Below are 17,900 nucleotides of genomic sequence, written 5' to 3' on the forward strand. Positions count from 1 at the left end.
CGAACCGCGTTTAACGGCCGCCCGCGCCCGGCCCGGCACCGGGCGCGGGGGCGTAATTTTTCGCCAGATAGGCCGTGATCGTCTTGACCTCCTCCGGCGAGACCTCGGCCCCGCGATCCGCCATGCCCTGCACGGTCGCCGCCCATTCCGCCTCGCTCCGCCGCTTCTGGAAAACCTGCCCGGTCGTGTGGCAGAAACCGCAGCGTTCGTTGATCAGGTCCAGGCCAGGGCCGGGCGGCGGCGGCGCCACGGCTACGGTCGCAGGCGCCTGCTGGGCCAATGCCCCCGCCCCGATCAGGGGCAGGGTCAGGGCCATGATCATCAGTCCGACTTTACGCATGTCATGTCCTCAAGGAAGCGCATAGGCCACCACCTCGTCGCTGGTGGCCGGTGAAAAGGCGAAGCCCCCTGTCGCCACGACGGCGACCATCTGCCGTTTCCCCACGGCATAGGTCATCGGCGTTCCGTAGCTGGAACCGGGCAGTTCCGCCGTCCAGAGCAGCTTGCCCGTCTTCGTTTCGAACGCGCGGAAGCGCTGGTCCTTGGTCGCGCCGATGAAGGTCAGCCCGCCCGATGTCGTGAATGGCCCGCCCGCGCTGGTGATCCCCGCATCCTTGAGCGCGGGATGGCCGGTGTCGCCCAAGGGCCGGCGCCACGCCACCGTGCCCTTGGCGACATCTACGGCCACCAGCTCGCCCCATGGCGGCTTGTGACAGGGGAAGCCGGTTTCCATGTCCGCGAAATAGGCGTAGCCGCCCTTCATGCCCCAGCTTCCGTCGGGCTGCTGCTCCAACTGCTGTGGGCTGGCGAGTTCGTTGAGGTTGATGACGTAGAGGCCCAGATCGGGGTCGAACGCGCCCCCGCCCCAGTCCACGCCTCCCAGGCTGCCGGGAAAGAAATTGATCGCGCTGTCGGCGCGCAGCGGCTGGAACGGCTTGCTGGGGGTGATGTTCAGCTTCTTGACCAGCGCCTCGCACCGGGCCTTCAGCTCCGGCGTGACATCCAATATGTCCTCGGCATTATAGGACAGGCGGGTGAGCGGCGGCGGCGCGACCGGCATGGGCTGGGTCGGCCAGGGCTGCTCGCCCGGCACGTCGGTCTCGGTCGGAACCGGCACTTCGCGCACGTCGAACAGCGGCTTGCCGGTCACGCGGTCGAGGATGAACATGATCGCCGTCTTGTTCATCGCCACCAGCGCGGGCGTGACCCGCCCGCCGCGCTTGATGTCGACCAGCGTCAGCGTCGGCAGGTCGAGGTCCCAGATGTCGTGATGCACGGTCTGGAAATGCCAGAGATATTTGCCGGTCGCCGCGTCCACCGCGACCACCGAGTTGGAATAGAGATTGGCGCCCTTTCGGTCAGCGCCCCAGCGGTCGAAGGTCGGCGCGCCGACCGGCAGATAGGCGATGCCGCGCTTTTCATCGACCTGCACGAAGGTCCAGACATTGGTGCCCGATCGCGCCTTCGCGCTGTCGCCCTCCCAACTGTCCGCGCCCTTCTCCCCCGCCTGCGGGATGGTGTGGAAGGTCCAGACCAGCTTGCCCGTGCGCGCGTCCCAGGCCCGCACATCGCCCGCCGCGCCCTTGACCGGCATCTCCTGCACCCGCGATCCGGTGATGACCAGGTCCTTGTAGATGGCGGGCGGGCTGCTCATGCCCAGCGGCGCGGCGCGCAGGCCGTTCATCACCTCGGGCGTCTTCATGTTGACGATTCCCGCCTCCCCGAAAGCGGCGGCAGGCTGGCCGGTCGCGGCATCGAGCGCGATCAGCTTGCCGGACCGGGTGCCGAAGAAGATGCGCGCGCCCTTCCCCCTGGCTCCGGGCCAATAGGCGACGCCGCGAGTCGAGGGCTGGTCCTTGTTCGCGAGCGTATAGGCCCAGCGTTCCTTCCCCGTGGCGGCATCCAGCGCGACGACGCGATTATAGGGCGTGGCGAGATACATGACGCCGTCGACCACCAGCGGCGTCGCCTCCGACGCTGAGAATCCGGTGGCGAACTTGGCGCGCATGCCGTCCGGCATCGGTCCCACATCGGCCGTCACGCCGGGCGGGCGCATATGATATACCCAGGCCTGCCGCAGCGTGCCCACATTGGCGGTCGTGATCTGCCTGAGCGGCGAATGGCGCGCGCCGCCGGGATCGCGGCCATAGGCGGCCCAGTCGGCATCTGCCGACGGCGCCGCCGTGGCTGCGCCGTGCAAAGCGCCGGCGGCAACGGAAATCAGGGAAGCCAGCGCGATGGACCGGCGGAACGAAGATGTGATTTTCAACGACATGCCTCTCCTGAAGGCGGGGTTTGACCTTTGGTCGACAAGCCCGGTTGTTCTTTTGTCAGGGGAATGCTAGCAGAGGGTCAAATCATATACAATATGATCTGTGACCGAAAATCGGCGCCCCCATATGGCGCATAAGGGAGAAGGAATATGGCGACGCTGCCATTGGCGGGCATCAGGGTACTCGACATTTCGCAGGTCATGGCAGGCCCGTTCTGCTGCATGCTGCTGGGCGACATGGGCGCCGACGTCATCAAGATCGAACCGCCGGTTACGGGCGATTCGACCCGGCATTCGATGGGCTTCCGCCTGAAGGGGGATGACAGCCCCGGTTTCCTCGCGCTCAACCGCAACAAGCGCAGCATCGCCCTCAACCTGAAGGACGATGCCGATCGCGAAGTGCTCTATGCGCTGGTGAAGAGCGCCGACGTGCTGGTGGAAAATGCCCGCCCCGGCGTCGCGGCGCGGCTGGGCATCGACTATGACACGCTGGCGAAGATCAATCCGCGCCTCGTCTACGCCAGCATTTCCGGCTTCGGCCAGACCGGCCCATGGGCGCAGCGCCCCGGCTTCGACCTGATCGCGCAGGCGATGTCGGGGATTTTGAGCTCCAACGGCTTTCCCGGCATGGAACCGGCGAAGAACAGCATCGCCGTGGCCGATCTGGGGGCCGGTCTTTTCTCGGCCTATGCCATCCTCTCCGCCATTATCGGCCGGGAAAAGAGCGGGCAGGGCCAATATATCGACGCCTCCCTGCTGGAAGCGGCGCTGGGCCTTTCGATCTGGGAGACGACGGAGCTTTGGGGCACGGGCAAGTCGCCCACGCCCATCGGTTCGGCGAACCGCATGTCCGCCCCCTATCAGGCGATGCAGGCGTCGGACGGCTGGTTCGTCATCGGCGCGGCCAATCAGGGATTGTGGCTGACCTTCCTCGACGTCCTCGGGCGTCCGGAGCTTCAGCACGATCCGCGCTATTCCAGCAACGCCGCCCGCGTCGTCAACCGGCTCGCGCTGATCGATGATCTAGCGCCCACCTTCCTCACCCGCACGCGGCAGGAATGGATCGACGCCCTGCTGGCGGCGGGCGTTCCCGCCGCGCCGATCCTCGACTATGGCGAGGCGGTGACCAGCGAACAGGCCGTCGCGCGGGAGATGGTGATGCAGGTGCCCCATCCGGTGGAAGGCGAATTCAAGGCGCTGGGCTTCCCGGTGAAGATGCGGGGCACGCCGCAGGAGGTCCGCCTGCCCCCGCCGCTGCTCAACGAACATAGCGACCTGATCCGGCAGGAACTGGTGGAAAAGGGCCTGCTCGCCCCGCAGCGGGAAGCCGCGAAATGAGCGAGGCGCGCCTCATTTACGAGAAGCGGGGCAATCAGGCCCATATCCGCTTCGACAATCCCGCCGCCCATAATGCGCTGACCGGCGCGATGTGGCACGACCTGCGCGACGCGGCGCGGGACATAGCGGCCGACCCCTCCATCCGCGTCGCGGTGTTCCGCGGCGTCGGGGGGAAGGCGTTCATATCCGGCACCGACATTTCCAAATTCGCGGATTATACGACCGGCCGGCAGGGCGTCGATTATGAGCGCGACATCGACGAATGCATGGGCGCGGTCGACGCCATCCCCTGCACCACCATCGCGGTCGTGGAGGGTTGGGCCGTGGGCGGCGGCATCAACATCTCCTCCGCCTGCGATTTCCGGATCGCGACCCGCGATGCGCGCTTCGGCTCTCCCATTGGCCGCACCATAGGCAACTGCCTCTCCGCCGCCAGCGTCGCTCGGATCGGCGCGGCGGTCGGCGTGCAACGGGCGAAGCGCATGGTGCTGCTGGGCGAGATGCTGACGGCGGAGGAGCTGCTCGCCAGCGGTTTCCTGCTGCGGATCGTGGAGCGGGAGACGCTGGATGCGGAGGCCGACGCGCTGGCGCGGCGGGCCGCCGAAAATGCGCCGCTCACCACCCGCGCGACGAAGGAGACGATCCGGCGCATGGCCTTCGGGGCTTTGCCCGATGTCGAGGATCTGATTGCGGAAGTCTATGGCAGCGCCGATTTCCGGCGGGGCGTGTCCGATTTCCTGGCGCGCACGAAGAAAGTGCCGGACTGGACCGGCGCCTGATGGGGAGGCGGGCGGCGGGACGCCGCCCGGCCCTCATTTACCGCATTTGCATTCCGGCGCGGGCTTGGCCGGTTCGGGCCTTTGCGCCACGATCCTGACATTGGGCATCAGCGCCGCATTGGGCGGCAGTGCCAGGTCGCCGGCGGGAAAGCCGTTGGCTTCGAACATATAGGCTTCGATGTCCGCGACCTTCCGCCCGCCCAGGCTGCCCGGCGCGTTGAGCGGCATGGTCGCCTGGATGCGCGCGAACAGATCGCCGGCGGACGTGTTGTTCCAGTTGTTGAGGAAGGTCGGCCCGACCAGAGCGGGCGCGACGTCGATCCCGGCCAGCGTTTCGCCATGGCAGGCCGCGCAATTCTCCGCATAGGCGGCCTTGCCGCGCTCGGCCTGATCCTTCGTATAGACCCCGGTCCAGACATGGCGCTCGGGCGCCTGCGCGCGCGTCACGACCGCGCCGCCCGCAAGCAGCAGCGCGCCCGCCAGCCAATATCCCCGCGTCACCTTGCCCATCGAGCCACTCCTGCCATCAAGCCATTCCTGGAAGTCGGAACGCCACCAGTTCGGCGCTGTAATTGCCGCCGCCAATGGCGACGACGATATATTGGCGGTTGTTCAGCATATAGGTCATGGGCGATCCGCTCTGCGGCGCGGGCATGTAGACCGCGCCCTTCTCCTCGCCCGTGGCCTTGTCATAGGCGCGCAGCATCGCGCCCCTGATGCCATATTCATTGGTGTAGAAGCCCGCCTCGCCGCAGATCACCAGGCTCTTGGTGCACAGAGGCCCCAGATTGCCTGCCCGGCCGGTGCGGGGAATCTTCAGGCCCTTGAGCGCCGGGTGGTTGCGGACATTGTCCGGCGTCTCGCCATGGGCGACCTGCCATTTGAGGTCGCCCTTGCCAAGGTCGATGGCGGTGATGCGGCCATAGGGGGGCTTGAGCAGCGGCAGGCCCTGCACGGTCAGGAAACCGGGCGGCGGCCCCGAACCGGGCTTCGCCGCCGGGGGCCGCATGAAGGGCGTCGGCGCCGCCGCGCCCATCGCCACCTGCGGTCGCACTTCGGACCCGGCAATGCCGTGCACATGCGGAAATTCGGAGACGCTGGGGTCTTCGTTCGGGATGATGCCGATCACGGAGGGCTGGGTCTTCGAATAGACGAAGACGGTATGGCTTTCCGGATCGTAGCAGCCGCCCGGCCAGTTGGTCCCGCCCTGGATGCCGGGCGCGGATATGGTGCCCCAGCGGCCGGGCTTGCTGACCACGGGCGGCGTGTAGAGCGGCCCGATCTTGTACTGCTTCACCAGTTCCACCGCCTGCGCGCGCAGTTCCGGCGTGAAGTCGATGAGGTCGTCGATGCCGACGCCCTGCACGTCATAGGCGGGGGGCTTGGTCGGGAATGGCTGGGTCTTGGCATACCATTCGCCCGGCACGTCGCCCGCCTCCACCGGCCGCTCGACAATGGGCCAGATCGGCTGGCCGTTGGTGCGGTCCAGCACATAGAGGAAGCATTGCTTGGTCGGCTGCGCCAGCGCCTTCACCGTCCTGCCGTTCACCGGAATGTCGCACAGGATCGGCGCGCAGGGGATGTCCCGGTCCCACAGGCCGTGATGGACGAGCTGATAATGCCAGCGCCGCACGCCCGTCTCCAGGTCCAGCGCGACCAGCGACTCCCCGAACAGGGCGTTGCCGCGCCGGAACATGCCCATCTCGTCGCCGGTGGGCAGCTCCACCGGCACATAGACCAGCCCCAGTTCCTCGTCGGCGGACATTTCCGCCCAGACGCCGCCATTGCCGGCTTCGTCGGCGTCGCCGTTCAGCCAGCTGTCATAGCCATATTCGCCCTTTTTCGGGATGGTGTGGAATATCCACTTGCGCTTGCCGGTGCGCACGTCGAAGCCGCGCACATAGCCCTTCACATTCTTGCGCACCGCCGGCACGTCGCCCGCCGTATGCGCCGCGCCCACCACCACCGTGTCGCGGGCGACGAGCGGCGTCGCGTGCAGCCCGACATCGGCGGTTTCCGGATCGATCTCCTGATCGAAATCCTTCTTGAGGTCGACCACGCCGTTCACGCCAAAGGCCGGATCGGGGATGCCGGTCGCCGCATCCAGCGAGACGAGCTGATAGCCGATGGTTACGAACAGGATGCGCTCCTGCTTGCCGTCGGTCCAATAGGAGCAACCATGGCCCGAAAGCTGGCGCGGGGAATTGAGCGCGCGCTGCCCCTCGTCCTTGCGGAACATCCAGAGCAGTTCGCCCGTCGCCGCGTCGATGCAGACGCAGTCGCGGCGCGACCCGGCGGTCAGGAACAGCCGCCCCTTGACCAGCAGCGGCGTCGGTTCGAACTGATATTCCTTGCGCGCCCCCAATATGTCCGTCTTGAAGCTCCAGGCCACCTGAAGATCGCTGAAATTATCGGCGTTGATCTGGTCGAGCGGCGAATAGCGCGTATTGGCCTGGTCGGCGGCATAATGGCGCCATTCGGTGTCCGGCCCGCCGGGCAGATCCTGCGCCATGGCGCGCCGCATCGGGGCCGTGCCGATGCTTGCGGCGACGGCGACCGTCCCGCCCAACAGCCTGCGTCGGGTCATCTTGAACATCGCGCTTTCGGCCCCTTCCCTCTCTCTTTTCCGTGCCGTCGACCGGCTGCGGCTTACCAGCTCACCGCGATATATTTCGCCTCGCAATATTCGAGCAGGCCGTGATGTCCGCCCTCCCGCCCGAGGCCGCTCTGCTTGACGCCGCCGAAGGGCGCCGCGGCGTCCGACACCAGGCCGCGATTGACCGCCACCATGCCGGCCTCGATCCGCTCGGCCAGTTGCAGCCCCCGCTTGAGGTCGGCGGTATAGACATAGGCGGCCAGGCCATATTCGGTCGCATTGGCCAGCGCCACCGCCTCCGCCGGATCGTCGAACGGGATCACCGCCGCGACCGGGCCGAACACTTCCGTCGTCAATATCTCCGACCCCGGCTGGACGTTCGCGATCACCGAGGGCGGGTAGAAGAAGCCCGCACCCTCCGGCGTCCGGCCGCCCAGCCTGACCTCCGCGCCGCGCGCCACGGCATCCGCCACCAGATGCTCGATCTTGTCGATCGCCTGCCGGTTGATCATCGCGCCGCACTGGGTCGCGCTCTCCAGGCCGGGGCCCATCTTCATCGCGCCCATGCGCTCTGCCAGCTTCGCGACGAAGGCGTCATGGATGCCGCGCTGGACATAGAAGCGGTTGGCCGCCGTGCACGCTTCCCCCGCATTGCGCATCTTGGCGACCATCGCACCCTCGATCGCCTCTTCGATGTCGGCATCGTCCAGCACCAGGAAGGGCGCGTTGCCGCCCAGTTCCATGGAGGAGCTGATGACCTGGTCCGCCGCCTGGCGCAGCAGGATGCGGCCGACCTCGGTCGATCCGGTGAAGGACAGCTTGCGCACGCGCGGGTCGTGCAGGATGCCGCTGCACAGCGGGCCCGGATCGCTGCTGTTGACGACATTGACCACGCCCGCGGGCACGCCCGCCCGGCGCATGATCTCCGCCACGGCGAGCGCCGTCAGCGGCGTTTCCTCGGCCGGTTTCAGGATGCAGGTGCATCCCGCCGCCAGCGCCGGGGCGATCTTGCGCGTCGCCATCGCCGCCGGGAAGTTCCAGGGCGTGATCAGCAGGGCGATGCCGATGGGCTGATATTGCACCATGATGCGGTTCGCGCCGGAGGGCGAGACGGCCAGCTCCCCGTTGATGCGCACCGCTTCCTCCGCATACCAGCGGAAGAATTCGGCGGCATAGGCCACCTCCCCCCGCGCGTCGGGCAGCGCCTTGCCATTTTCCAGCGATATGAGCTGCGCCAGCCATTCCTGCTCCGCCATCATCGCATGGAAGCAGGCGAGCAATATGTCGGCGCGCTTGCGCGGCGGGGTCGCGGCCCAGGCCGCCGCTGCGGCGGCGGCGGCGTCGACAGCGGCGATGCCCTCGGCCGGGCTTGCGTCCGCGACGGAGGTCAACACCGCCTCCGTCGCGGGATTGAGGATGTCGATGCGCTTGCCGCTGGCGGCGGGCACCCATGCTTCCCCGATCAGCAGGTCGGTCGGGATGGCGAAGGGACCGGCATGGCCGTCGGTCGTCGTGCAGCTATAGCTTTGCGTCGTCATGGGAAACCTTGTTCGAGAAGTCAGGCGGACTTGAGCGCCGCCCGCTCGCCGGAAAAGGCGGCGCGGGTGATGCTCTGCATAGCCGGGAGATCGAGGGGACGGGGATTGTTCTTGACCAGCCGGGCGGCGTTCAGGGCGTTTTCCGCCACGAAGTCCTGCTGGTCGGCCTTCAGCCCCAGCGCCGCGAGCGAGGGTGGAATGTTGACGCGGCCAAGCAGGTCCGCGACCGCATCGATGAACGCCTGCGACATGTCCTCTTCCGCCGCATCGGACAGCCCCACCGTCCGCGCCAGTTCGGCGAAGGCGGGGGCGCAGAAGGGCCGGTTGAACTGCATGACATAGGGCAGCAGCGTCGCCACCCCGTCGCCATGCGCGGTGTGCGTCAGGTTGCCGACCGGATATTGCAGCGCATGCGCCGCCGCCGTACCCGCCGTACCGAAGGCGCAGCCCGCCGCCAGCGCCGCCAGCATCAGCCCTTCGCGCGCTTCCATGTCGCTGCCGTCGCGATAGGCCCGCTCCAGGAAGCGGAAGATGTTGTCGACCGCCAGCCGCGCGAAATGATCCGACAGCAGGTTCTTGCCCACGAACACATGATCCTGCGTCAGCATCGGGTCGGCGGGGCGCGCCAGCGTCGTATAGGCCTCCACCGCATGGGTCAGCGCATCGGCGCCGGAACAGGCGGTCAGGGCGGGCGGGCAGGTGGCGGTAAGTTCCGGATCGCAGATCGCGACCAGCGGGATCAGATGCGGGCTGGCGATGCCGACCTTCACCCCGCGCTCGTCGTCGGACACCACCGCGACCGGCGTCACTTCCGATCCGGTGCCCGCCGTCGTCGGCATGGCGATCAGCGGCATGACCGGGCCGGGCACGGCGAATTCGCCATAATAGGACCGGATGTCGCCGCCATGGGTCAGCAGCACGGCGACGACCTTGGCCATGTCCATCGAACTGCCGCCGCCGATGCCGACCACCAGATTGGGGGCGAAGCCGCGCATCTCCTCGACACAGGCGTTGATCGATCCGATCGGCAGGTCGGGGATCGTCCGGTCGAAGACCCGGACCTCCAGCCCATGGGCCTGGAGGTCCGCGACCATGGCGTGGAATTCAGGCTGGGCGGCCTGCCGTTCGTCGGTGCAGAGCAGGGCGCGCTTGCCCAGCTTGCCGGCGGCGGAGCCGAGCGCGTGGCGCTGCCCGCGTCCGAACAGGACGGAGCGGGGCAGGCGCAGCGCGCCGAAGGCGGGAGGGAGGTCGCTCACTTCTTGCCACCATCCGCGCCATATTGTTTCAGATAGGCGATGATGTCGGCGCGATCCTGCGCGGCGGCCATGCCGGGGAAGATCATCTTGGTGCCCGGAACCAGCTTCGACGGACCTTGCAGCAGCTTGTCGATGCTGGCCTCGTCCCATCTGATGCCCGACGCCTTCATCGCGGGCGAATAGCCATAGCCGCCTTGACTGCCCGCCACGCGGCCGACGACGCCGTTCAGCGAAGGCCCCATGGAGCGCGCCGGGTTCGGCCCGACCTTGTGGCACGCGGCGCAGCGCGCGAAAAGCTGCTGCCCATGCGCGGCATTTCCCTTCGGCACGGGGGCGGCGACCGCCGTGCCGGCGATGACCGCGCCGATGCCCACAGCGAATATCCAAGTCTTCACCTAAACAACCTCCTGTCGTGCGCGCCATGCGCGCGATGTCCGAACCGAAGCGCCGGGGCGCTGCGGATGATTTCCGGCGATGGCATCACGCCTGGGCCCCCTGCCCGTCACGCAGCTTGCGCGAGGCGTCGATGCGCAGGAACAGCGCCGCCGCGATCAGGCAGAGGACGGAGAGGACCGCGAAGGCGGCGAACCAGCCGCTCATGCTGACGATATAGCCGGTGACCGCCGCCGCGACCGCCGCGCCGCTGTTGCCGAGCGTGTTCATGACCGCCGATACCGAGCCCGCATATTCGCCGCCAATGTCGAGCGTCACCGCCCAGGATACGCCGACCGTCAACTCCAGCCCGAACAGCGCGATGCAGAAGCAGAGGATGCTCGCCACATGCCCGTCCATGGCGGCCGCCAGCGGGATCATCGCCGCGGCCGTCAGGAAGCCGACCACCGCGACCGAGCGGCGCGCCATCTTCAACCCCGCGCCGCGCTTCACCAACAGGTCGGACGCCCATCCGCCCATCAGGTCGCCCACCACGCCCGCCATCAGCGGCAGGCTGGCGAACAGGCCCATCATGGCAATGTCGAACCCGCGCGCATCGTGCAGATATTTGGGGAACCAGGTCAGGAAGATGTTGATGCAATAGGCGTAGCAGAAATACATGGCCGACAGCACCCAGAGCTGCGAATTGGCCAGCAGGTGCCGCCATGGCACGCTCACCCGCGCCCGGCCCGCGCCCAGCGCGCCCTCGATCATCGCCAGTTCGGCGCTGTTGACCGAAGGATGCTCGCGCGGCGTGTCGCGATAATAGAAGAACCACAGGGCCGCCCAGCCGATGCCGACCAGCGCGAAGGCCATGAAGGGCATGCGCCAGCCGAACTGGACGATGAGCAGCGCGACGAACACCGGCGTCACCGCCCCGCCCAGCCGCGCCCCCGCATGGGTGAGGCCCTGCGCCCAGCCCCGTTCCGACGGCAGCATCCAGCGCGAGAGCGATCGGGTGGCGATGGGAAAGGCCCCCGCCTCCCCCATGCCGAAGAGGAAGCGGCACACCATCATCGACCCGGCCGACCAGGTCAGCGCCGTCGCGGCGGTGAAGGTCGACCACCAGAGCACCACGCCGGTCAGCGCCCGGCGCGGCCCGAACCGGTCGCCCAGCCAGCCCCCCGGAATCTGGAACAGCGCATAGGCGATGGAGAAGGACGCGAAGATCCAGCCCATCGTCACCGGCGAGAAGCCATATTCCTTCTCGATCACCGGGGCCGCCGTGGCGATCACGACGCGATCCATATAGGTGATGAGATAGGCGAGCACCGTCAGCCACAGCACGACATGGCGCGCCCGCGTCGGGCGCGCCGCACCGGCTCCGGCGGCCGCGTCGCGCGGTTCTGCGACGCCTGCCTCGCCGGTCACGGGCGGGGCCCGCAGGCATCGGCCGCGCGGCCGGTGCAGGTCTGCCAGATGGTCGGCACCTTGTTGCCGGCGATATAGACGGCGTCGATGGCGCGGGTGTTGCGGATGTCCGCCGTGGGATCGCGGTCCAGCACCAGTAGGTCGGCCCATTTGCCCGGCGCGACGGTGCCGATGTCCCTGGCGCCCATGAACTCCGCATTGGCGCTGGTCGCGGCCGTGATCGCCTGCATCGGCGTCACCCCGGCCTTCACCATCAGTTCCAGTTCCCAATGCGCGAAATAGCCGGGAAAGCGCGCCGTCGGGCCGCTGTCCGTGCCCATGCCGTAGCGGATGCCCGCCTTCGCCTCCCGCGCGAAATTGTCCATCGCATATTGCAGGGTCGGCGCATATTTGGGGAAATTGGGCGCCGCGCCCAGCTTCGCCGCCCGCTCCGGACTGGCCAGTTCCTTCAGCACGGCGGGCGTCACCCCCCGCGCGAAGAAGGGATCGTCCAGGAAGGGCAGCGTCCTGTAGGTGAAGGACGCCTCGCGGCTCAGCGTCGCCGCCATCTGCCACACGCCCTTCGCCTTCATCTGGCCGAGCAGCGCGTCGTCCACGGCGCGGTCGCGCACGGAATGGGCGAAGGCGTCCACCCCTTCCCGCGTCAGTTCGGCGGCGTTGGAATAATAGAAGATGTGGGCGACGGTCTTCTTCCCGTCCTTGTGCGCCTGGTCGATCACGGCGCTGCTGATCCGGGGCGGCATGCGTTCCTCCAGCATGCCGAATTCGTCGTCGACCCACAGCTTGATGAGGTCTGCGCCCTTCGACGCCTCCTTGTCCACCATCGCCCGCGCCTCTTCCGCCGTGGCGACCGACTGGTCGAGGCCGGGGACGCCGCCATAGCTGCCCTTGAAGACCACGCCCTGCCCGACGGTATAGACCCGTGACATCGCCGTGGGCCCCTTGCGCCTCTGCTGGATCGGGAAGATCAGGTCCTTCTCCGTCCCCAGCGTCTGGACGGTGGTGACGCCATAGGCGGCGTAGATGCGAAGCTGCTTCTCGATATTCTCAGCCGTCTGATATTGCAGGTCCTGGGTGATGCCGTCGACCAGCCCCAGATGGACATGGCTGTCGATCAGGCCGGGCATCAGATATTTGCCCTTCAGCCTTTCGACCTTCGCCCCGGCCGGCGCCTTCAGCTTCGCGGACGGCCCGACCCAGTCGATCCGCCCATCCGTCATGACCAGCGCCTGGTTCGCCGCCGGCGCCTTGCCGGTGCCGTCGATCAGCGTGAAGTCGCGCAGCACCCTGGTTTCGGCCAGCGCCGCCGCCGGAAGTCCGGCAAGCATCGCAACCGTCAGGCTGACAAGTGAAAAACCGGCTTTCATGGCTGACCGCATTACCCATCCTCTCCAGGATCTATTTCATATCCTATATGATCCTGTGCGACCGTGGTAGGTGGTTGCCGCGGGCCCGTCAAGGGGCTTTCCCACGTCGTTGAACGTTCGGCCAACACGTGATGCCTCCCCCATCCGGGGGTTGCGCGATCAGCGTCGAGACGTGCCGTTCGCCCGGTCCATCCGCTGTTGCGAACAGGTGAGATGGTCGCGCACCGACTGCTCGGCCGCGACGGGATCATGCGCCAGCAGGGCGGCGATGATCGCCTGATGCTCCCGCGCGGCCACTTCGGGCGCATTGGGCTGGGCGCTGTTCTGGTAGAGCGATCGGAATATCTGGAGATGCGCGTGCAGCCGCTCGATCGTCTCCTCGATCAGGCGGTTCCCGCTGCCCTTCGCGATCAGCCGGTGGAGCTGCGCATCCGCTTCCGCAAAACGGGCATAGGCCTGCTCGTCGCGCTCGACCACGGCGTCCATGTCGGCTTGGATCGACTGCAGGACGGAAAGCGTCTCATCGTCGATCTGCTCGGCTGCCCGGGCGGCGGCATAGGGTTCGATCAGCAGGCGCAGCGTATAAAGGTCGTGCACCTCCTCCGGCGTCATCTGCGGGCTGGCGCGGTAGCCGACATTGGTGGTCTTGTAGACCAGCTTCTCCGCCTCCAGCTGGCTCAGCGCCTCGCGAATCGGCGTCTGCGAGATGCCGAGCTGGCGCGCGACGGTGTCGATGGGAATGCGTTCGCCCGGCGCGATCTTCACCGTCATCAGCATGGAGAGAAGATGCTCATAGGCACGCTCCACCAGCGTCGGTCCGGAGGCGGCGCGTGCCGGGGAACCAAGGGCGCCCGCGGGCTGTGACATGTTGTGAAGGTCGGACATGGAGGCCGCTTATAAGGTCAGATGCGGAACATATAGGATATTTTCGTCGCAATGGCGATGGCCATCTTGCAGGAGACAGGGCCGGCGCGACGATCCGTAACCGTCCTGCTACAATGAAGGTGCAATATCGATTATGCTCCATTGGACCAGCCGGCCGCTTAGGCTGTTCTAGAATTTGGAACGAATAGGTAGATTTTATACGCCTGTTTCGCAGAAGCGAGGGAAAGTAGACCGACATCAGCCCGAACGACGGGCCCCTGCACTTTCAAGGAAGGAGACCCGCCATGTCGATCACCGCCATTCCCACCCCCGCCGATGCGCTGCTGTCCCCCGACGACCACGCCCTGATCCTGATCGACTTCCAGTCGCAGATGGCCTTCGCCACCAAGTCGATCGCGCCCGAAATATTGCGCAACAATGCCGCCCTGGTCTCCAATGCCGCGGCCGGATTCCACGTCCCCACCATCCTCACCACCGTTGCGGAGAAGAGCTTTTCCGGCCCGATGTTCAGCGAGATCGCCGACGCCTTTGGCGACCAGCCGATGATCGACCGCACCAGCATGAACAGTTGGGAAGACGCCGCCGTGATCGGGGAGGTGAACCGCATCGGCAAGGACCGCCTGGTCATCGCCGGACTGTGGACCAGCGTCTGCATCGTCGGCCCGGTGCTCTCCGCGCTCGAACAGGGTTTCGAGGTCTATGTCATCACCGACGCCAGCGGCGACATTTCCGAGGAAGCCCATGACCGCGCCGTGGAACGCATGATCCAGGCGGGCGCGCGCCCGATCACGGCGCTGCAATATCTGCTCGAACTGCAACGCGACTGGGCGCGCGCCGAAACCTATGCGCTTACCACCGGCATCGCCCGCCAGTGGGGCGGCGCCTATGGACTGGGCATCACTTATGCCAGCACCATGTTCGGCGCCTCCGAAGGCGGCCACTGATCCCCCCTTCCCCACAGCCGGGCCGCCCCTTTGGCCCGGCTGCCCCTTCTCCCGCACCCCCAAGCCAGAGCGATGAAAGGATTTCCCGATGAGCAATTTCGTCACCACCCCGGACGGCGTCGACATCTTCTACAAGGATTGGGGCAGCAAGGATGCCCAACCGATCATGTTCCATCATGGCTGGCCGCTTTCCGCCGACGACTGGGACACGCAGATGCTGTTCTTCCTTGCCCGGGGCTATCGCGTCATCGCCCATGACCGGCGTGGCCATGGCCGCTCGCAACAGGTCGATTCCGGCCATGACATGGCCCATTATGCCGCCGACGCGGCCGCCGTGGCCCGGCATCTCGATCTGCGCGACGCCATCCACATCGGCCATTCGACCGGCGGCGGCGAAGTGGCCGCCTATGTCGCCCGCCACGGCCTGCCCGAAGGGCGCGTCGCCAGGGCGGTGCTGGTCAGCGCCGTGCCGCCGATCATGGTGAAGACGGACCGCTATCCCGGCGGCCTGCCGATCGATGTGTTCGACGGGCTGCGCGCGGGCCTTGCCGCCAACCGCGCGCAATTCTTCCATGAGGTTGCGGCCGGCCCCTTCTACGGCTTCAACCGCGAAGGGGCGGAGGTGAAGCCCGCCGTCGTCGACAATTGGTGGCGGCAGGGGATGATGGGCAGCGCGCTCGCCCATTATGAAGGGATCAAGGCCTTTTCCGAAACCGACCAGACCGACGATCTGAAGGCGATCACCGTCCCCACGCTCGTCCTGCACGGCGACGACGATCAGGTCGTGCCCTACAGGAATGCAGGCCTGCTCCAGGCCGAAATCCTGCCCAACGCCACGCTGAAAATCTATGAGGGCTATTCGCACGGCATGCTGACGGTGAACGCCGATGTCCTCAACGCCGACATTCTGGCGTTCATCAAGGCCTGACGCAGCGAAGGAACGGACCCATGAAAGCCTATATATTCTCGCTGGGCGCCGGGCTGCTGGTCGGCATCGTCTACAGCCTGCTTGGGTTCCGTTCCCCAGCCCCGCCGGTCATCGCGCTGGTCGGGCTGGCAGGCATCCTCGCCGGCGAACGGGTCGTGCCGGTCGCCGGCAGCCTGTTGCGCGGCAAGCCTTTCACCCCCGCGCAACAAAGCGCCGCCGCCCTGCCGCCAAAGCCGGAGCAGGAGCAGTGATCACCCGCCGCCGGGCGCTTGCCGGCGCCGGCGCCACCACCCTGTTCACCGCCACGGAAAGCTTCGCCATGACCGCCAGGGACGTCATCATCATCAATGCCAGGGTCACGACGCTGGACCGGGAAAATCCGGTAGCGCAGGCCGTGGCGATCCGCGACGGCACATTCCTGTCCGTCGGCGGCGAAGGCGAAGTCCGCGCCGCCGCCTCCCCCGACGCGCAGGTCATCGACGCCGGGGGCCGCCGCCTCATCCCCGGCCTGATCGACAGCCACATCCATGTCATCCGGGGCGGCCTCAACTATAATATGGAATTGCGCTGGGAAGGCGTTCCGACATTGGCCGACGCCATGGCGATGCTGAAGCGCCAGGCGGAAATCACGCCGCCGCCGCAATGGGTGCGCGTCGTCGGCGGCTTCACCGAGCATCAGTTCGCGGAAAAGCGCCTGCCGACCCTTGAAGAGATCAACGCCGCGGCGCCCGACACGCCGGTCTTCATCCTCCATCTCTATGACCGCGCGTTGCTGAACGCGGCGGCGCTGCGGGCGGTGGGCTATGCGAAGGATACGCCCAACCCGCCGGGCGGCGAGATCGTCCGCGACGCGCAGGGCAATCCGACCGGCCTTTTGCTGGCGCAGCCCAATGCGACCATCCTCTACGCGACGCTGGCGAAGGGCCCGAAGCTGCCGCCCGAATATCAGCTCAATTCGACCCGGCATTTCATGCGGGAACTGAATTCGCTGGGCGTCACCAGCGTGATAGACGCAGGCGGCGGCTCGCAAAACTATCCCGACGATTATGAGATCGTCGAGAAGCTGCACAGGGACGGCGATCTCACCCTGCGCATCGCCTATAATCTCTTCACCCAGAAACCGAAGGAGGAGCTCAGGGACTTCGCCAACTGGTCGACGAAGATCAGGCCCGGCGACGGCGACGACAGCTACCGCCACAACGGCGCGGGCGAGATGCTGGTCTATTCGGCCGCGGATTTCGAGGATTTCCGCGTCGCCCGCCCGGACATGCCGCCGGAAATGGAAGGCGATCTGGAACCTGTCATCCGCCTGCTGGCCGAACGCCGCTGGCCCTGGCGCCTGCACGCCACCTACGACCAGACCATCGGCCGCGCGCTCGACGTGTTCGAGAAGGTGAACAGGGATATTCCGCTGCAGGGCCTCAACTGGTTCTTCGACCATGCCGAAACGATCAGCGACCGCAATATAGACCGGATCGCGGCGCTGGGCGGCGGCATCGCCGTGCAGCACCGCATGGCGTTCCAGGGCGAATATTTCGTGGACCGCTACGGCGCGAAAGCCGCAGAGGCCACGCCGCCGATCAAGCGCATGATGGCGGCGGGCCTGCCGGTCGGCGCGGGCACCGACGCGACCCGCGTCGCCAGCTACAATCCCTGGGTGTCGCTGTCCTGGCTGGTGACGTCGAAGACGGTCGGCGGGCTGGCGCTTTATCCGGTGCGCAACCGGCTGGACCGCGAGACGGCGTTACGGCTGTGGACGGAGAAGAACACATGGTTTTCCAATGAAGTCGGCAAGAAGGGGCAGATCAAGGCCGGGCAACTGGCCGACCTGGCGCTGCTGTCCGACGATTATTTCACCGTGCCGGAGGATGAGATCGCCCATCTGCGGTCGGTGCTGACCGTGCTGGGCGGCAGGATCGTCTATGGCGAGGGCGATTATGGCCCGCTTGCCCCGGCCGCGCCCAAAGCGATGCCCGACTGGTCGCCGGTCGCGACCTTCGGCGGCCATTACCGGAAGGATGCGACGGCCAGGAAGATGGCGTCGGCCTGCGGTTGCCATTCCGCCTGCGCCGTCCACGGTCATGACCATGCAGCGGCGCTGGGCGCATCGGTTCCCGCCGCCGATGTCCAGAGCTTCTGGGGCGCGCTCGGCTGCGGCTGCTGGGCAGTGTGATTTCGCCTGCCGACCGGATAA

General features: G+C 66.9%; 16 protein-coding genes. 6 read left to right on the top strand and 10 right to left on the bottom strand.

What is annotated here, in order from left to right; genetic code table 11:
* Positions 1-10: 10 nt before the first annotated feature.
* Entirely contained in the window at positions 11-340 is a 330-nt protein-coding gene (locus EWH10_RS16135; RefSeq protein ID WP_065846312.1) for a c-type cytochrome, read from the bottom strand.
* 9 nt (positions 341-349) lie between these two features.
* The gene (locus tag EWH10_RS16140; protein ID WP_065846313.1) at positions 350-2,275 is read right to left on the bottom strand and encodes a pyrroloquinoline quinone-dependent dehydrogenase; all 1,926 of its coding nucleotides are present in this window, start codon (positions 2,273-2,275) and stop codon (positions 350-352) included.
* Between the two features lie 147 nt (positions 2,276-2,422).
* Between EWH10_RS16140 and EWH10_RS16145 the strand changes: the two genes are divergently transcribed.
* Together EWH10_RS16145 and EWH10_RS16150 are read left to right on the top strand one after the other, a co-directional pair.
* Positions 2,423-3,610 carry a CaiB/BaiF CoA transferase family protein gene (locus EWH10_RS16145; protein WP_065846314.1) on the top strand — a complete coding sequence of 396 codons (1,188 nt, stop codon included), beginning with the start codon at positions 2,423-2,425 and terminating at the stop codon, positions 3,608-3,610.
* A complete protein-coding gene (locus tag EWH10_RS16150) occupies positions 3,607-4,389 on the top strand; it encodes an enoyl-CoA hydratase (RefSeq protein ID WP_025548697.1) in 783 nt (260 codons plus the stop codon). The genes EWH10_RS16145 and EWH10_RS16150 overlap by 4 nt, the downstream gene beginning before the upstream one ends.
* 33 nt (positions 4,390-4,422) lie before the next feature.
* Here EWH10_RS16150 and EWH10_RS16155 read toward each other — a convergent pair whose 3' ends face one another.
* The 8 genes from EWH10_RS16155 to EWH10_RS16190 all read right to left on the bottom strand — a co-directional run bounded on the left by EWH10_RS16155 (position 4,423) and on the right by EWH10_RS16190 (position 13,834).
* On the bottom strand, positions 4,423-4,899 hold the full coding sequence (locus EWH10_RS16155) for a c-type cytochrome (protein WP_065846315.1): 477 nt from the start codon (positions 4,897-4,899) through the stop codon (positions 4,423-4,425).
* Between the two features lie 16 nt (positions 4,900-4,915).
* Entirely contained in the window at positions 4,916-6,985 is a 2,070-nt protein-coding gene (locus tag EWH10_RS16160) for an outer membrane protein assembly factor BamB family protein (protein WP_044660931.1), read from the bottom strand.
* Positions 6,986-7,038: 53 nt separating this feature from the next.
* Positions 7,039-8,523 carry an NAD-dependent succinate-semialdehyde dehydrogenase gene (locus tag EWH10_RS16165; RefSeq protein WP_065846316.1) on the bottom strand — a complete coding sequence of 495 codons (1,485 nt, stop codon included), beginning with the start codon at positions 8,521-8,523 and terminating at the stop codon, positions 7,039-7,041.
* 20 nt (positions 8,524-8,543) lie between these two features.
* Positions 8,544-9,779: an iron-containing alcohol dehydrogenase gene (locus EWH10_RS16170; RefSeq protein WP_044660933.1), complete on the bottom strand. Its 1,236-nt coding sequence runs from the start codon at positions 9,777-9,779 to the stop codon at positions 8,544-8,546.
* Positions 9,776-10,174, bottom strand: coding sequence for a c-type cytochrome (locus tag EWH10_RS16175; RefSeq protein WP_044660934.1), 399 nt, complete (start codon positions 10,172-10,174; stop codon positions 9,776-9,778). The genes EWH10_RS16170 and EWH10_RS16175 overlap by 4 nt, the downstream gene beginning before the upstream one ends.
* An 85-nt stretch (positions 10,175-10,259) precedes the next feature.
* The gene (locus EWH10_RS16180) at positions 10,260-11,582 is read right to left on the bottom strand and encodes an MFS transporter (RefSeq protein WP_065846317.1); all 1,323 of its coding nucleotides are present in this window, start codon (positions 11,580-11,582) and stop codon (positions 10,260-10,262) included.
* Complete coding sequence (locus EWH10_RS16185) at positions 11,579-12,949, bottom strand: amidohydrolase family protein (protein WP_025548704.1); 1,371 nt, start codon at positions 12,947-12,949, stop codon at positions 11,579-11,581. Before EWH10_RS16185 ends, EWH10_RS16180 begins: the two co-directional genes overlap by 4 nt.
* Positions 12,950-13,108: 159 nt before the next feature.
* Positions 13,109-13,834, bottom strand: a complete 726-nt coding sequence (locus EWH10_RS16190; RefSeq protein WP_052628168.1) for a GntR family transcriptional regulator — start codon at positions 13,832-13,834, stop codon at positions 13,109-13,111.
* Between the two features lie 284 nt (positions 13,835-14,118).
* On the opposite strand from EWH10_RS16190, the gene EWH10_RS16195 reads away from it, so the two are divergent.
* The 4 genes from EWH10_RS16195 (at position 14,119) to EWH10_RS16210 (ending at position 17,879) form a co-directional block, all read left to right on the top strand.
* Positions 14,119-14,778: a hydrolase gene (locus tag EWH10_RS16195; protein ID WP_044660935.1), complete on the top strand. Its 660-nt coding sequence runs from the start codon at positions 14,119-14,121 to the stop codon at positions 14,776-14,778.
* Between the two features lie 88 nt (positions 14,779-14,866).
* Positions 14,867-15,706 carry an alpha/beta fold hydrolase gene (locus tag EWH10_RS16200; RefSeq protein WP_061939141.1) on the top strand — a complete coding sequence of 280 codons (840 nt, stop codon included), beginning with the start codon at positions 14,867-14,869 and terminating at the stop codon, positions 15,704-15,706.
* 20 nt (positions 15,707-15,726) lie between these two features.
* Positions 15,727-15,957, top strand: coding sequence for a DUF1427 family protein (locus tag EWH10_RS16205; RefSeq protein WP_083199016.1), 231 nt, complete (start codon positions 15,727-15,729; stop codon positions 15,955-15,957).
* On the top strand, positions 15,954-17,879 hold the full coding sequence (locus EWH10_RS16210; RefSeq protein WP_065846318.1) for an amidohydrolase: 1,926 nt from the start codon (positions 15,954-15,956) through the stop codon (positions 17,877-17,879). Before EWH10_RS16205 ends, EWH10_RS16210 begins: the two co-directional genes overlap by 4 nt.
* The last annotated feature ends 21 nt before the right edge of the window (positions 17,880-17,900 follow it).

This window comes from Sphingobium fuliginis (assembly GCF_004152845.1).
Taxonomy (GTDB): domain Bacteria; phylum Pseudomonadota; class Alphaproteobacteria; order Sphingomonadales; family Sphingomonadaceae; genus Sphingobium; species Sphingobium fuliginis.

Bases quoted from the DNA above. Each gene is read 5' to 3' on its own strand.
- EWH10_RS16185 (WP_025548704.1), bottom strand. From the start codon at position 12,949: ATGAAAGCCGGTTTTTCACTTGTCAGCCTGACGGTTGCGATGCTTGCC.
- EWH10_RS16165 (WP_065846316.1), bottom strand. From the start codon at position 8,523: ATGACGACGCAAAGCTATAGCTGCACGACGACCGACGGCCATGCCGGT.
- EWH10_RS16155 (WP_065846315.1), bottom strand. From the start codon at position 4,899: ATGGGCAAGGTGACGCGGGGATATTGGCTGGCGGGCGCGCTGCTGCTT.
- EWH10_RS16135 (WP_065846312.1), bottom strand. From the start codon at position 340: ATGCGTAAAGTCGGACTGATGATCATGGCCCTGACCCTGCCCCTGATC.
- EWH10_RS16205 (WP_083199016.1), top strand. From the start codon at position 15,727: ATGAAAGCCTATATATTCTCGCTGGGCGCCGGGCTGCTGGTCGGCATC.
- EWH10_RS16140 (WP_065846313.1), bottom strand. From the start codon at position 2,275: ATGTCGTTGAAAATCACATCTTCGTTCCGCCGGTCCATCGCGCTGGCT.
- EWH10_RS16150 (WP_025548697.1), top strand. From the start codon at position 3,607: ATGAGCGAGGCGCGCCTCATTTACGAGAAGCGGGGCAATCAGGCCCAT.
- EWH10_RS16160 (WP_044660931.1), bottom strand. From the start codon at position 6,985: ATGTTCAAGATGACCCGACGCAGGCTGTTGGGCGGGACGGTCGCCGTC.
- EWH10_RS16200 (WP_061939141.1), top strand. From the start codon at position 14,867: ATGAGCAATTTCGTCACCACCCCGGACGGCGTCGACATCTTCTACAAG.
- EWH10_RS16195 (WP_044660935.1), top strand. From the start codon at position 14,119: ATGTCGATCACCGCCATTCCCACCCCCGCCGATGCGCTGCTGTCCCCC.
- EWH10_RS16145 (WP_065846314.1), top strand. From the start codon at position 2,423: ATGGCGACGCTGCCATTGGCGGGCATCAGGGTACTCGACATTTCGCAG.
- EWH10_RS16190 (WP_052628168.1), bottom strand. From the start codon at position 13,834: ATGTCCGACCTTCACAACATGTCACAGCCCGCGGGCGCCCTTGGTTCC.